Source organism: Nocardiopsis sp. LOL_012 (genome assembly GCF_048060475.1).
Lineage (GTDB): Bacteria > Actinomycetota > Actinomycetes > Streptosporangiales > Streptosporangiaceae > Nocardiopsis.
Map to the genome: position 1 here is coordinate 72,925 of NZ_JBHMIV010000006.1, position 12,359 is coordinate 85,283.

Sequence of the window (12,359 nt, forward strand, 5' to 3'; positions counted from 1 at the left end):
AACGATGTGGTCACGATTTCCACAGCCGTCACACCGCCTTTCACCTGCGTGTACGAAAGGAGGCACGGACGCTCGCCCGGTCAGCGGATTCGGTGGGACGCGTCCCACCGCCCGTCACAGCTCCGTGAAGTACCGGGTGATCGGCAGCGGGACCAGCCCGGCCTTCTCGTAGGCCCGGCGGGCGGGGGCGTGGCCCTCGTCACCGCCGGTCTCCACCATCGCGGTCCCCATACCCAGATCCCGGATCCGCTCAACCGCGAACACGGTCAGCTCCGTACCGATCCCCCGCCCCTGGTGGGCGGGGTCGACGGCGGCCAGGGTGATCTCGCCCATGTCGTCGCCGGGCCGCAGGCGCACCGACACGAACCCGGCCACGGCGCCGTCGGCGAGCGCGACCCAGACGCGGGCCTCCTCCGCGTCCAGGTCGGCGGTGACCGCCTCGCGCTGGGCGGCGCGCCAGTCCGGCGTCATCCGGTCGTAGAGACCCGCCCCCAGCACCCGCCGCAGGGAGGCGTGCACCGGCTCCCACGCCCGCAGGGACAGGTCGACGACGGCGTCCCGGTCCCGCTCTTCGTATCCACGGATCTCCACGCTCATTCAGGCAGGCTAGCCAGCGGCGCGGCCAGAGGAAACCGGGTTTCCCGGCCGACACGGCGAACGGCTCCGCCCCTCCCGGTCGGGGAAGAAGCGGAGCCGTGCCATTGTGCACCGTCTCCCCGCCCGCGCCGGAAGCCCGGCGGAGCGGTCAGGGCGGTCGGAGCGGTCAGCAGCCCCCGGCCACGGCCGGGATGATCGAGACCTGGGCGCCGTCGGCGACCGCGGTCTGCAGGCCCTGTTCGAAGCGCACGTCCTCGTCCCCCACGTAGACGTTGACGAACCGGCGCACCTTGCCGGAGTCGTCGAGGATCCGCGCCCGGATGCCCGGGTAGTTGGCCTCCAGGTCGTCGAGGACCTCGGCGAGGGTGGTGCCCTCGGCGGACACCTCGGCGGCGTCGCCTGTGTAGGTGCGCAGGATCGTGGGGACGCGGACGCTGGCGCTCATACGGGTGTTCTTCCTTCGTCGGGTGGTGTGCGGTGCCCGGGGCGCCCCGGGCACCGCGGAGTCGTCGGTGCGGGCCGCCGCTCAGAGCAGGCCGGCGTCGGCGAACGCGGCCAGGGACGGCTTGATCGTCGCGGTCACGCCCGCCTCCACGGCGTTGAGGGTCTTGAGCCCGTCGCCGGTGTTGAGGACGACCGTCTCGGCCCTGGGGTCGAGCCTGCCCTCGCGCACGAGCTTGCGGAGCACGCCGGTGGTGACACCGCCGGCGGTCTCGGCGAAGACCCCCTCGGTGCGGGCCAGGAGGTTGATGGAGTCGACGACCTCGGCGTCGCTGACGTGCTCCACCGAACCGCCGGTGCGCTGGGCGATGTCGAGCACGTAGGGGCCGTCCGCCGGGTTGCCGATGGCCAGCGACTTGGCGATGGTGTCGGGCTTGACCGGCTGGATGACGTCGTGGCCGGCCTCCCACGCCCGGGCGACCGGTGAGCAGCCGGTGGCCTGGGCGCCGAAGATCCGGTACGGGCGGTCCTCGACCAGGCCGATCTTGATGAGCTCCTGGAAGCCCTTGTCGATCTTGGTGAGCTGGGAGCCGGAGGCGATCGGGATGACGATCTGCTCGGGCAGGCGCCAGCCGAGCTGCTCGGCGATCTCGTAGGCCAGCGTCTTGGATCCCTCGCCGTAGTAGGGGCGCAGGTTGACGTTGACGAATCCCCAGCCCTCGCCGGCCGGGTCGCCGATGAGCTCGGAGCAGAACCGGTTCACGTCGTCGTAGTTGCCCTCGATGGCCACGACCTTGCCGCCGTAGACGGCTGCCATGACCACCTTGGCCTCCTCCAGCCCGGCGGGGATGAACACACAGGACTCGAACCCGGCGCGCGCGGCGGCGGCGCCGACGGCTCCGGCCAGGTTCCCGGTGGAGGAGCAGGACAAGGTGGTGAAACCGAAGGTGCGGGCGGCCTCGACGGCCATCGCCACGACGCGGTCCTTGAAGGAGTGCGTGGGGTTGCCGGAGTCGTCCTTGACGTACAGCGAGTCCAGGCCCAGCTCGGCGGCGAGGCGGTCGGCCTTGACGAGGGGGGTCAGGCCGGGGTTCATGTTGGGGAGTTCGGCGACGTTGGTCGGCACCGGCAGGAGGGAACGGTAGCGCCAGATGTTGGCGGGGCCGCTCTCGATCTCCGCGCGGGAGACGTCGCCGAAGTCGTAGGCCACCTCAAGGGGGCCGAAACAGAACTCGCAGGCGAACTTGGGGGTGAGGTCGTAGCGCTCGCCGCACTCGCGACAGGAGAGGGCGACGGCGGGGCCGAAGGCGCGGACGGTGCTGGGTTCTGTGGCGGCAATCGCCATGGCGAGGCGTCTCCCCTCATCTTTCCTGGCGGCCACCTTGACCCCAGGCCGGAGTTGGCACCTGTCCCGGACGCCTCGCGAGGAACACGAGATCGCGTACCGGGATGGTTGCCGGGGCTTCACCGGGCCGGTCCCTCCACCCCTCTGGATGAGCAATATGAAGTTCTGGTGCCGATCCTCTGTTCGGACCCGCACGGCAACTGTAACGGAGGTGTCGGACTGATTTCCACAGCGGGTGATCCGCATTACACGGACCGGCCCACATGGTGGGACGCCCCCCGTGGCCACGGCGCGCGGGAACCCCCGCGGCCCTCGGCCGACGCGCCCGGCGCGGCCCGGACCCGTGGGCGTGCGCCCGTGTTGCGGCCGTGTGACCCGTCCACGGGTTGGCCCCTGGTGCGTTTGGGCTTCGGGCGGAGGGGCGAGACCTATGGTGCGCCCTGCACCGGTGCGTCCCCCAGCCATCGCGGAACGACCCCCATGCACGCTTTTCGAGAGGACGAGTACGTGGACAAGGCACAGATCCTCATAGCCTCCAACCGGGGACCGGTGTCCTTCTCGACCGCCGAGGACGGCTCCCTGGAGTTCCGGCGGGGCGGGGGCGGACTCGTCTCGGGGATGAGTTCGGTGGCCACCGAGGTCGACGGCATCTGGGTGTGCGCCGCCCTGTCCGAGGCCGACCGCCGCGCCGCCGCCGAGGCCCCCGAGGCGCGGCTGGACCTGGCGCACGACCTCGACGGCATGCGCGTCCACATGCTGGACATCCCGGAGGAGACCTTCACGGGCGCCTACACGGAGATCGCCAACTCGACCCTGTGGTTCGTGCAGCACATGCTGTACGCCACACCGAACAAGCCGTCGTTCGGGTCGGACTTCCGCGGACGCTGGGAGGACTACGAGGCCTACAACAACGCCTTCGCCGAGGCCCTGGTGGCCGGGGCCGCCGACGGCGCCCGTGTGGCCGTGCAGGACTACCACCTGTCGCTGGTACCGCGCATCCTGCGCGCCCGCCGCCCCGACCTGCGGATCGCGCACTTCTCGCACACCCCCTGGGCCCCGCCTGAGTACTTCCGGCTGCTGCCGGACCACGTCGCCCGCGACCTGCTGGAGGGCATGCTCGGTGCCGACCAGCTGGGCTTCCACAGTCCGCGCTGGGCCGACGCCTTCCTGCGCTGCTGCGCGGAGGTGCTCAACGCCGACGTCGACCTCGACAAGCGCACCGTCGAGTACGGCGGCCGAGTGGTCGGGGTGGGCGTGCACGCCCTGGGGGCGGACGAGGAGGACCTGCGCGCGAGCGCCAGGGACCCGCGCGTGGCCGAGCGCGAGGAGACCCTGCGGGAGGTCGTCGGCGACACCGCGCTGATCGTGCGGGTGGACCGCACGGAGCTGTCCAAGAACATCGTCCGCGGCCTGGAGGCCTACCGCGAACTGCTCAGAGAGCGCCCGGAGTGGATCGGGCGGGTGACGCACCTGGCGTTCGCCTACCCCAGCCGGGGCGACGTGCCCGAGTACCGGGAGTACACGGACTCGGTGCTGCGGGTGGCCGAGGAGATCAACGAGGAGTTCGCCACCCCCGAGTGGCAGCCACTGGTGCTGGAGGTCAACGACGACTACCCGCGTTCGCTCGCCTCGTTCCGGATGGCCGACGTCCTGCTGGTCAACCCCATCCGTGACGGCATGAACCTGGTAGCCAAGGAGGGGCCGGTGCTGTCGGAGCGCGACTCGGTGCTGGTGCTCTCGCGCGAGGCCGGGGCCGCCGACGAGCTGGGCGGGCACGCCCTGATGGTCAACCCCTACGACACCGTGGAGACGGCCGAGGCCCTACACCGGGCGCTGTCGATGGAGGCGGGGGAGCGCCGTCGGCGCCGCGAGGCCCTGCGGGAGGCGGCGGTGGCGCTGCCGCCGCGGCGCTGGTTCCAGGAGCAGTTGCGCTCGCTGGACTGAACGGACCGAGCGCCGAAGGGCGCCCCAGGGGCGAGGGACCACCCCTGGGGCGCCCGGCGGGTCGCGCCACCCTCGCCCTCAGGACGGGCTCCGTTGCGGCGCGCCGGTCTCGGCGAGGACGGCGTCGACGAACGCGGACTTGGCGCGGATGTAGTCGTCGACGCGCTCCCACGTGCGCTCGGCGAGGCCGTCCTTGAGCGCGCGGTAGCGCTCGCGGGTGTCCTCGTCGGCGGCCAGGCGGTCACGGAAGGCGAGGATGCGCTCGATCTCCGGGTCGCCCTCGCCCAGGACGTGCAGGTTGAGGTTGACGTCGAGTCCCTCCAGCACCCGGTGGCCGAACGGGCCGTCCCGGTCGGCGGCGACGCGGTAGCCGGCGTGCTCCAGGTCGGGCAGGTAGGCGGGTTCGTCGTCGGGGTCGGCGACGGCCAGCAGCAGGTCGACGCAGGGCCGGGCGGCCAGGCCGGGGACCGCGGTCGACCCGACGTGTTCGATGAGCAGGGCGCGCTCGCCCAGGGCCTCGCGCACCTTCGCCTTCTGCCGGGTGGAGAGCAGCGGCCATTTGGGGTCGTAGGGGGAGATCAGGACAGGTCCGGGCGGGAGGTCGCGGTGTCGGGCGGCCTCCGCGCGTCCTCTGAAGGGTAGCGGTGATGTTTCCAGGGGTGGCATGTCACAAGATTTCTCTGTCACCCCGCACTAGTCAAGACACCGATACGTGTTTGCATATGCACGCGCATGATGTCACCCTCGCGCACTGCGGGTGTCCGGACCGGGCCGGGGTCTCGCGCCCGGCCCGAAAAGCCCGCAGGGAACGGGACCTCAGCCCTTGCCGTTGCGCGGCTTGCGGCGGCGCCCGCCCTTGGTGGGGCGCTCGGCCTCCTTCTCGGCGGCGCGTTCGGCGGCGATCTCCTCGTCCTCGTGGCGGCGGTCCTCGCGCACCCCGTAGGGATCGGCGCTGGAGCGGCGTACCCACACCGCGACCAGCAGCACCCCGAGGAGCAGGACGGCCCCGACCGCGGCGAACCAGGCCCACAAGGGGACGCCCGGACCCTCCTGGGAGCGTTCGAGCAGTTCCTCGTCGATGAGCGGGGCGCCCTGGGTGATCTCCGCCGCCGCACCGGCAGCCGAGGGCAGGTGGAGGGCGGGCGTCCCCTCCGGCCCGGGCTGCGAGCCCTCGACCAGTGCCTGGCGGGCCTGGTCCGGGCTGAGCTGCGGATACTGCGTGAGCAGCAGGGCGGCGGCCCCGGCGACCATGGCGGCCGCGTAGGGTGCACCGGTGACCTGCGCGGGGCTTCCGTCGGGCGATGTGGCTGCCAGGGCTGCGCCGGGCGCGGTGAGTTCGATGTCGGCGGTGTCGGGGGACCCGGGGATCAGGGCGCCGTTCTCGTCCGCCCCCGCGACGGAGAGCACGCTGGGGTCGTCTCCCCCGGCGGGCCCCACGACCAGGGACCCGCCGCTCACCGCCTCCTCGGTGGCGGCGGACAGGTCCGCGTCCGAGGCCTGCGCCGCCTCGGGCAGCAGGATGACCTGGACCCCCTCGTCGGCGGCGCCGCGGACGGCGTCGGGCAGCAGGTCCGCGGTGGGCAGGGCCAGCACACCAGCCTTGGGCGCGACCCCGAGCATGCCGCCGTCGGCGTCCATGCCGTGGCCGTGGCTGGCCACCAGGGCGGCCACGGCGGTGCCCTGGTCGAGGTCGCCCTCGTTGGGGCCGTAGGCGGTGTCCACCGTCACGTTGTCGACCAGGTCGGGGTGGTCCTCGGGGACGGCGGCACCGGGCAGGGCGACGGTGGTGCCCCTGCCATAGGTTTCCCCCCACGCTTCCTCGACCCCGATGGAGAGCAGTCCCCACTGCTCGGGCCGGAAGTCCGGCTGGCCGGCGGCCACGGACGGAACGGCCGCCGTACCGAGGAGGACGGTGGCCGTGACGGCCCCCACGGTTCCCAAGCGGCGCTTGCGAGTCGTGTTACGGCTGTTGCCCCCGAGCACGTCAGACTCCCTCGAACATTGCGATCGGCGTTCCACGGCCCTCCCCGGACCACCGCGATTCTCCCATGAGCACATGATCACAGCAGGGACAAGTGCCTTGAGGGCTAGGAAAGGCAACTGTATCCCCCGTGCCAGTCCTGACCGCCGAAGCCCTCACTGGGCATGTCGAGTCGCTAGCATGGTCGCGCCGATCCGGACCATCCAATTTCCCGTCCAGGGGGTGTCCTATGCCGAATATCGGTCCAGCCGAGGACGGCCAGTCGGCCCTCGCCGAACGCGACCAGCGCATCCTCGCCTTCGAACGCCAGTGGTGGAAGTTCGAGGGCTCCAAGGAACAGGCGATCCGCGACGAGTTCGGGTTCTCCGCGACCCGCTACTACCAACTACTGAACGGACTGGTGGAGCGTCCCGAGGCGCTCGCCCACGACCCCATGACCGTCAAACGCCTGCGTCGGCTGCGCGCCGACCGCAGACGCCAACGCAACGCACGCCGTCTCGGTATCCGACTCTGACCCGGGGCCGCCCCACACGCCCGCTCAGGGACCCCGCGGGCGGCCCTCCACCACCGGCACTCTCCCGGGCGCCCCTCCGAACCCCCCAGTGACGGGGGAGCGCCCGGACCCACCGGCCCCACGCCGCCTCCCAGGAAAGGCCCCGCATGTCCCTGCCCCGGCCGAGCACGGCCGCCGGACGCTCCGCCCTCGACGCCCTCCTGGCCGAGCCCGCCCGGGCCCTGGCCGCCTTCGACTTCGACGGCACCCTCGCCCCCATCGTCGCCGACCCGCGCGACTCCGCACCCCTGCCCGGGATCGTGGAACTCCTGGCCGGACTGGCCGACACGCTCGGCTCGGTCGCGGTGGTCACCGGCCGACCCGCCGCCACCGCCGTGGAACTGGGCGGCCTGGACCGGGTGCCCGGCATCACCGTCCTGGGCCACTACGGGGCCGAGCGCTGGGCGGACGGGCGCGTCACCGCCGCCGACCCGCCGCCCGGCGTGGCGCGGGTCCGCGCCGAGCTGCCCGGCGTGCTCGCCGAGGCGGGCGCTCCGGAGGGCACGTGGACCGAGGACAAGGGGCGGTCCCTGGCCGTCCACACCCGGCGCACGGCCGACCCCGACGGCTCCCTCGCCCTGCTCGCCCCCGCCCTGGACCGCCTGGCCGAGCGGACCGGGCTGAGGGTGGAACCCGGAAGGATGGTGATCGAACTCCGTCCACAGGGTGTGGACAAGGGCGCGGCGCTGCGCGGACTCGTCGAGGAGACCGGGGCCGCCACCGTGCTCTACGCCGGAGACGACCTGGGCGACCTGCCCGCCTTCGACACCGTGGACGGCCTGCGCGAGCGGGGCCGCCGCGGGCTCAAGGTGTGCTCCACCTCCGACGAGGTCACCGCCGTCGCCGAGGCCGCCGACCTCGTCGTCCCCGGCCCCGCCGGTCTGGCCGACCTGCTCACCGCCCTCACGGCTGCGATCCGTGGTGCGGCTGCGGGGTGAGCGCCGCGCGCACCTGCGCCCGCAGCTCCCGCAGCCCCGTCCGCTCCCGCCCGTAGTGCACCGCGTTGGTGAGTACGCCCACGTACCGGCCGCTCTCCGGGTGCAGGAACAGGCTGGTCCCGGTGAACCCGTTGTGGTGGACGACCCCCTCCGGGGTGACCAGCCAGCCCAGCCCCCGCCAGAGCCCCTCCCCCGCGTCCGCGTGCGGGCGCCAGCTCTCGCGCACGTACGGTGCCGGGAGCACCCCGCCGCCCGACTCGCCCTCCCGCAGCACCTCCCGCGCGAAGGCGCCCAGATCGATCGCGGTGGTGAACACCCCGGCGTGCCCCGCCACCCCGCCCATGAGCGCGGCCGCCTCGTCATGCACCACCCCCCAGGTCGGCGCCGTCCCGGGCAGCCGGACCTCCGTCGGCGCCACCGCCAGGGAGCGCGTCAGCGGCCCGAAGACCGTGGAGCGCATCCCGAACTCGTCCCACAGCTCGGCCGCCAGGACGTCCAGCCCGCTGCCGTACAGGCGCTCCAGGACCAAGCCCAGCAGGATGAACCCGCGGTCGATGTAGTGGTGGCGCCCCGGCTCCTCCAGCGGGTCGGCCAGGATCGCCTCCGCCAGGTCCTGGTCGGTGCCCACGTACCGCTCCAGCCACGTCACCGGGTTGAGCCCGCTCGTGTGGGTGAGGATCCGGCGCACGGTCACCGCCTCGCCCGGCAGCCCATCGGCGGGCAGGTACTCCGACACGGGCGCGTCCAGGTCCACGAGCCCGTCGGCGACAGCTTGCCCGACCAGCGGCCAGGTCGCCATCACCTTGGTCAGGCTGGCCACGTCGTAGAGGACGTCCGGCGCGGTCCCGTGCTCGCCGTCCACCCCTCCCACGGCCACGAACTCCCACATCCCCCCGGTGCCGACGACGGCGGTGCCGCCCGGCAGCCGCCCCGCGTCGACCATGGACTTGAGGACACCGCGGATCCGCCCTCCCGTCTCCGTGAGCCAGTCACCGTCGTGCACGACACGCCTCCCGCTCTCACCTCAGCCGATACCCCGTTCTTCCAGTGTCGCCACACGGAGTCCGCCAGGCGTGTTACGAAACTCCCATAACGTGGAGAAGGCCGTCCCCCTCGGCCGCGGTGTCCGAAGTACGCTGACGCCCAGGAACCCCGAGGAGGACCATTGAGCAGCCAGACCCCCGTGCCCGCCGGATTCCGCGGTGTCGCCGGCAACATCGGGATCAAGGACCCCCACGACGACTTCTTCGCCGTGGTCTCCGAGGTCCCCGCGCACGTGTCCGCCGTGTTCACCAAGTCCCGCTTCGCCGGATCCAGCGTGGTGATCAGCCGCCGCGCCGCCGCCGACGGCCGCGCCCGCGGCGTCACCGTCATCAGCCGCAACGCCAACGTGGCCACCATGACCGGCGAGGCCAACGCCCTGGAGGTCCAGGAGCGGGTGGCCCGCGCGGCGGGGATCGACCCCGGCGAACTGCTCATCGCCTCCACCGGAGTCATCGGCCGCCCCTACCCCATGGACAAGGTGCGCGCCTTCCTGGACGCCCTGCCCGCCGAGTTCCCCCCGGCCGACCTCGACCGCGCCGCCGCCGCGCAGATGACCACCGACACCCGCCCCAAGACCGCCTCCGCCACGGTCGGGGAGGCGACGGTGACGGGCATCGCCAAGGGCGTCGGCATGATCGAACCGAACATGGCGACCATGCTGGCCTGGTTCTTCACCGACGCCGACCTAGAGCAGCCGGTCCTGGACGCGGTGTTCCGCCGGGTCGTGGACCGCACGTTCAACGCCCTGAGCATCGACACCGACACCTCCACCAGCGACTCCGCCGCGATCTTCGCCAACGGCGTCGCCGGCCCCGTGGACACCGCCGCCTTCGAGGAGGCCCTCCACGGCGTCGCCCTGGAGCTGGTGCGGATGATCGCCTCCGACGGCGAGGGCGCCGGCAAGCTCATCGAGGTGCGGGTGAGCGGCGCGCGCGACGACGCGCAAGCCAAGCGCGTGGCCAAGGCGGTCGTGAACTCGCCGCTGGTCAAGACCGCCGTCCACGGCTCCGACCCCAACTGGGGTCGCGTGGCGATGGCCGTCGGCAAGCTCGACGCGGAGACCGACGTCGAGCCGGAGAACGTGCGGATCGTCTTCGGCGACGTGGAGACCTACCCCACGGAGGCCACCGACGAGGTCCTGGCGCACGCCGCCGAGCACATGAAGGGCGAGGAGGTGGTGATCGGCGTGGACCTGGGCATCGCCGACGGCGCCTTCACCGTCTACGGCTGCGACCTCACCGACGGCTACATCCGCATCAACGCCGACTACACCACCTGAGCGTGGGATACCCCCGAACCCGGACGTGACGCTTCTTGCTACCAGCACAGGGGAACAGCCGATTCCGTGCACTGGTAGCACGATCACAGGGCCGGGCGGTCATGCCCGGTGTCGGGCGACGGTCGCCAGGATGTACTCGGGGCGGTTGAGGTCGCCCCAGGTGAACCGGACGATGCGCGTCGACGGGTGCCAGAGCTGGAGGGCGTTCTGCCGTGTGCGGTCCCTCGCCAGAACCCGCGGGGAGCCGTGCGGGCCGATCCCGTCCGCCTCACCGATGAGATCGAGGTCCTCCCACCAGAAGTCGACCCTCGCGATGCATCGACCCCGGCCGTCGAAGAAACGGTGCTGCAGGTCGGTGGGCGGCAGGCCGCCGTCGACACAGACCAGGCGCACCCTGGTCTCCAGCGGACTCTCCGCGCGTCCGTCGGCCGACCGCCACCAGCCTCGCAGGCGAACGGATCCCCTGCGCCTCCAGTTGACGCGCTCGACCTCCTCGATCTCCTCAGCCCCGATGAGCCCCTTGTTGAGTGCCGAATCCATGAGGCAGACGGCCGTCTCCCGATCGACGTCCAGGAGTGTGTCCGCCAGAGCCCGCTGGGGGGTGGCCGAACGGAGGACACCGTCGATGGTGGTGACCTGTTCGGGGCGGGTCTTCCAGGTGTGCAGCGTGATCCCGGCGATGTGTCGCTGGGTACCGCGGGCGGGGATGACCATGTGCATCTCGTTGAGGTCCCCTTCGGGCAGGCCCTGTATGCCCCACAGCCTCACGGCGGTCCTACCGCCCACGAACGACGCCTCACCGAGCGCCAGTTGGGCGGCCATGGCCTTCGCGCGCAGGCGGAGGCCCGGATCAGTGGCGTCCACGAGGGCGAGGACGGCGTAGACGCGTGGATAGACGCGTCGCCAGTTCCCGTTGCGTACGAACCGGCGGACGTCGCTCTTGGTGAGTCCGATGTGCTTGGCCTGGTCCCAACTGAGGACACCGTACTGGCGGGCGGCCGTATCGAGCGCGACGGCATGGGGAGGAAGGATCGGGTCCATATCCCCAGCGTGCGGCCGAACGGCCGCGGATGGCAGTGGGTTCTCCGACCTGTGGACAGCGGGTACCCGGCTCTCTCCGCGATCGTGCTACCAGCACCCGGAAACCGGCCGTCTCCTGCACTGGTAGCACGATCACGGCAGTCGGGCGGCGGCGCGCCGCAAGGTCACCGCACCCGGTGCACCTTGGTGTTGGATGCCTGGGCGCGCGGGCGCACCACCAAAAGGTCGATGTTGACGTGCGCCGGACGGGTCACCGCCCACACCACGGTGTCGGCGACGTCCTCGGCGGTCAGCGGGCCGGGCACCCCGGCGTAGACCTCCTCGGCCGCCTCGGCGTCGCCGTGCAGGCGGTTCAGGGAGAACTCCTCGGTCTTGACCATGCCGGGGGCGATCTCCACCACCCGCACCGGCTCGCCGCACAGCTCCAGGCGCAGCGTCTTGGCGGTGGTGTGCGCGCCGTGCTTGGCCGCCACGTACCCGCCGCCGCCCTCGTAGACGTCCAGGCCAGCGGTGGAGGACAGGATCAGCACGGTGCCGTCGCCGCTCTCCCGCAGCTTGGGCAGCAGGGCCTGGGTCATGTGCAGCACGCCCAGGACGTTCACCTCGTACATGGCGCGCCACTCCTCCGGGTCCCCGGTGGCGACCGTGTCGCGGCCGATCGCGCCGCCCGCGTTGTTGACCAGGACCGCGCAGGAGTCCAGGGATGCGGCGAAGGCGTCGACCGCGGGCCGGTCGGTGACGTCCAGGGTGTGGGCGCGGGCGCTGTGGCCCTCCTCGGCCAGCTCCTCGGCGAGAGCCTCGATCCGGTCGGCGCGGCGGGCCACGAGCACCACGTCGAAACCCGCGGCCGCGAGCCCGCGAGCGGTGGCCGCGCCGATCCCGCTGCTGGCTCCGGTGACGACGGCAGTCGCTGTCATGGTGGGTTCCTCCCGCTCGGATGCGCTGTCGCGCCGAGCGTATCCGGGGCGGTCCTCCCGGGCGGGCGCGGGGAGGGAGGGTTGTGTTCCCCGGGGCCGGGGGCCACTTCCAGGGAACGCGCCGTTGCCGACAGCGGTCCGCCGGGTGGCTGTGGTGGACGGGTCGAGGGGCGTGGTGACGAAGGCGGTGGAGGGCGGGTGAGGACTTATCCACAGGTTGACGGGCTGCGCAGCAGGCCGTCCCTGCCAACGCGTAGGATCTCACCTGAGAAACAACCC

12 protein-coding genes and 1 riboswitch are annotated in these 12,359 nt (G+C 72.2%); of the genes, 4 read left to right on the forward strand and 8 right to left on the reverse strand.

Going from position 1 to position 12,359, the window contains the following annotated elements:
- Positions 1 to 114: 114 nt before the first annotated feature.
- The 3 genes from ACFHWE_RS05655 to thrC all read right to left on the reverse strand — a co-directional run bounded on the left by ACFHWE_RS05655 (position 115) and on the right by thrC (position 2,383).
- Positions 115 to 597 carry a GNAT family N-acetyltransferase gene (locus ACFHWE_RS05655; protein ID WP_416599534.1) on the reverse strand — a complete coding sequence of 161 codons (483 nt, stop codon included), beginning with the start codon at positions 595 to 597 and terminating at the stop codon, positions 115 to 117.
- 166 nt (positions 598 to 763) lie between these two features.
- Positions 764 to 1,042: a ubiquitin-like small modifier protein 1 gene (locus ACFHWE_RS05660; protein WP_416599535.1), complete on the reverse strand. Its 279-nt coding sequence runs from the start codon at positions 1,040 to 1,042 to the stop codon at positions 764 to 766.
- 81 nt (positions 1,043 to 1,123) lie between these two features.
- The gene (gene thrC / locus ACFHWE_RS05665; protein ID WP_416599536.1) at positions 1,124 to 2,383 is read right to left on the reverse strand and encodes a threonine synthase; all 1,260 of its coding nucleotides are present in this window, start codon (positions 2,381 to 2,383) and stop codon (positions 1,124 to 1,126) included.
- A gap of 13 nt (positions 2,384 to 2,396) precedes the next feature.
- Positions 2,397 to 2,538, reverse strand: a riboswitch (SAM riboswitch).
- 352 nt (positions 2,539 to 2,890) lie between these two features.
- Between thrC and ACFHWE_RS05670 the strand changes: the two genes are divergently transcribed.
- Positions 2,891 to 4,327, forward strand: a complete 1,437-nt coding sequence (locus tag ACFHWE_RS05670) for an alpha,alpha-trehalose-phosphate synthase (UDP-forming) (RefSeq protein WP_416599643.1) — start codon at positions 2,891 to 2,893, stop codon at positions 4,325 to 4,327.
- Positions 4,328 to 4,405: 78 nt separating this feature from the next.
- Here ACFHWE_RS05670 and ACFHWE_RS05675 read toward each other — a convergent pair whose 3' ends face one another.
- Entirely contained in the window at positions 4,406 to 4,993 is a 588-nt protein-coding gene (locus ACFHWE_RS05675) for a GrpB family protein (protein ID WP_416599537.1), read from the reverse strand.
- 150 nt (positions 4,994 to 5,143) lie between these two features.
- Positions 5,144 to 6,310: a S8 family serine peptidase gene (locus ACFHWE_RS05680; protein WP_416599538.1), complete on the reverse strand. Its 1,167-nt coding sequence runs from the start codon at positions 6,308 to 6,310 to the stop codon at positions 5,144 to 5,146.
- 227 nt (positions 6,311 to 6,537) lie between these two features.
- Here ACFHWE_RS05680 and ACFHWE_RS05685 point away from each other — a divergent pair, with 227 nt between their 5' ends.
- Together ACFHWE_RS05685 and otsB are read left to right on the forward strand one after the other, a co-directional pair.
- Positions 6,538 to 6,822 carry a DUF3263 domain-containing protein gene (locus tag ACFHWE_RS05685; RefSeq protein ID WP_028650009.1) on the forward strand — a complete coding sequence of 95 codons (285 nt, stop codon included), beginning with the start codon at positions 6,538 to 6,540 and terminating at the stop codon, positions 6,820 to 6,822.
- A 146-nt stretch (positions 6,823 to 6,968) separates the two neighbouring features.
- Positions 6,969 to 7,799 carry a trehalose-phosphatase gene (gene otsB, locus ACFHWE_RS05690; RefSeq protein WP_416599539.1) on the forward strand — a complete coding sequence of 277 codons (831 nt, stop codon included), beginning with the start codon at positions 6,969 to 6,971 and terminating at the stop codon, positions 7,797 to 7,799.
- Here the strand turns inward: otsB and ACFHWE_RS05695 are convergent.
- Positions 7,765 to 8,802: a serine hydrolase domain-containing protein gene (locus ACFHWE_RS05695; protein WP_416599540.1), complete on the reverse strand. Its 1,038-nt coding sequence runs from the start codon at positions 8,800 to 8,802 to the stop codon at positions 7,765 to 7,767. The genes otsB and ACFHWE_RS05695 overlap by 35 nt on opposite strands.
- A 162-nt stretch (positions 8,803 to 8,964) precedes the next feature.
- Here ACFHWE_RS05695 and argJ point away from each other — a divergent pair, with 162 nt between their 5' ends.
- The gene (gene argJ / locus ACFHWE_RS05700) at positions 8,965 to 10,122 is read left to right on the forward strand and encodes a bifunctional glutamate N-acetyltransferase/amino-acid acetyltransferase ArgJ (RefSeq protein WP_416599541.1); all 1,158 of its coding nucleotides are present in this window, start codon (positions 8,965 to 8,967) and stop codon (positions 10,120 to 10,122) included.
- Positions 10,123 to 10,221: 99 nt separating this feature from the next.
- On the opposite strand, the gene ACFHWE_RS05705 is transcribed toward argJ, so the two are convergent.
- Complete coding sequence (locus tag ACFHWE_RS05705; RefSeq protein WP_416599542.1) at positions 10,222 to 11,163, reverse strand: hypothetical protein; 942 nt, start codon at positions 11,161 to 11,163, stop codon at positions 10,222 to 10,224.
- A gap of 164 nt (positions 11,164 to 11,327) precedes the next feature.
- Positions 11,328 to 12,080 carry an SDR family NAD(P)-dependent oxidoreductase gene (locus ACFHWE_RS05710; RefSeq protein ID WP_416599543.1) on the reverse strand — a complete coding sequence of 251 codons (753 nt, stop codon included), beginning with the start codon at positions 12,078 to 12,080 and terminating at the stop codon, positions 11,328 to 11,330.
- Between the last annotated feature and the right edge of the window lie 279 nt (positions 12,081 to 12,359).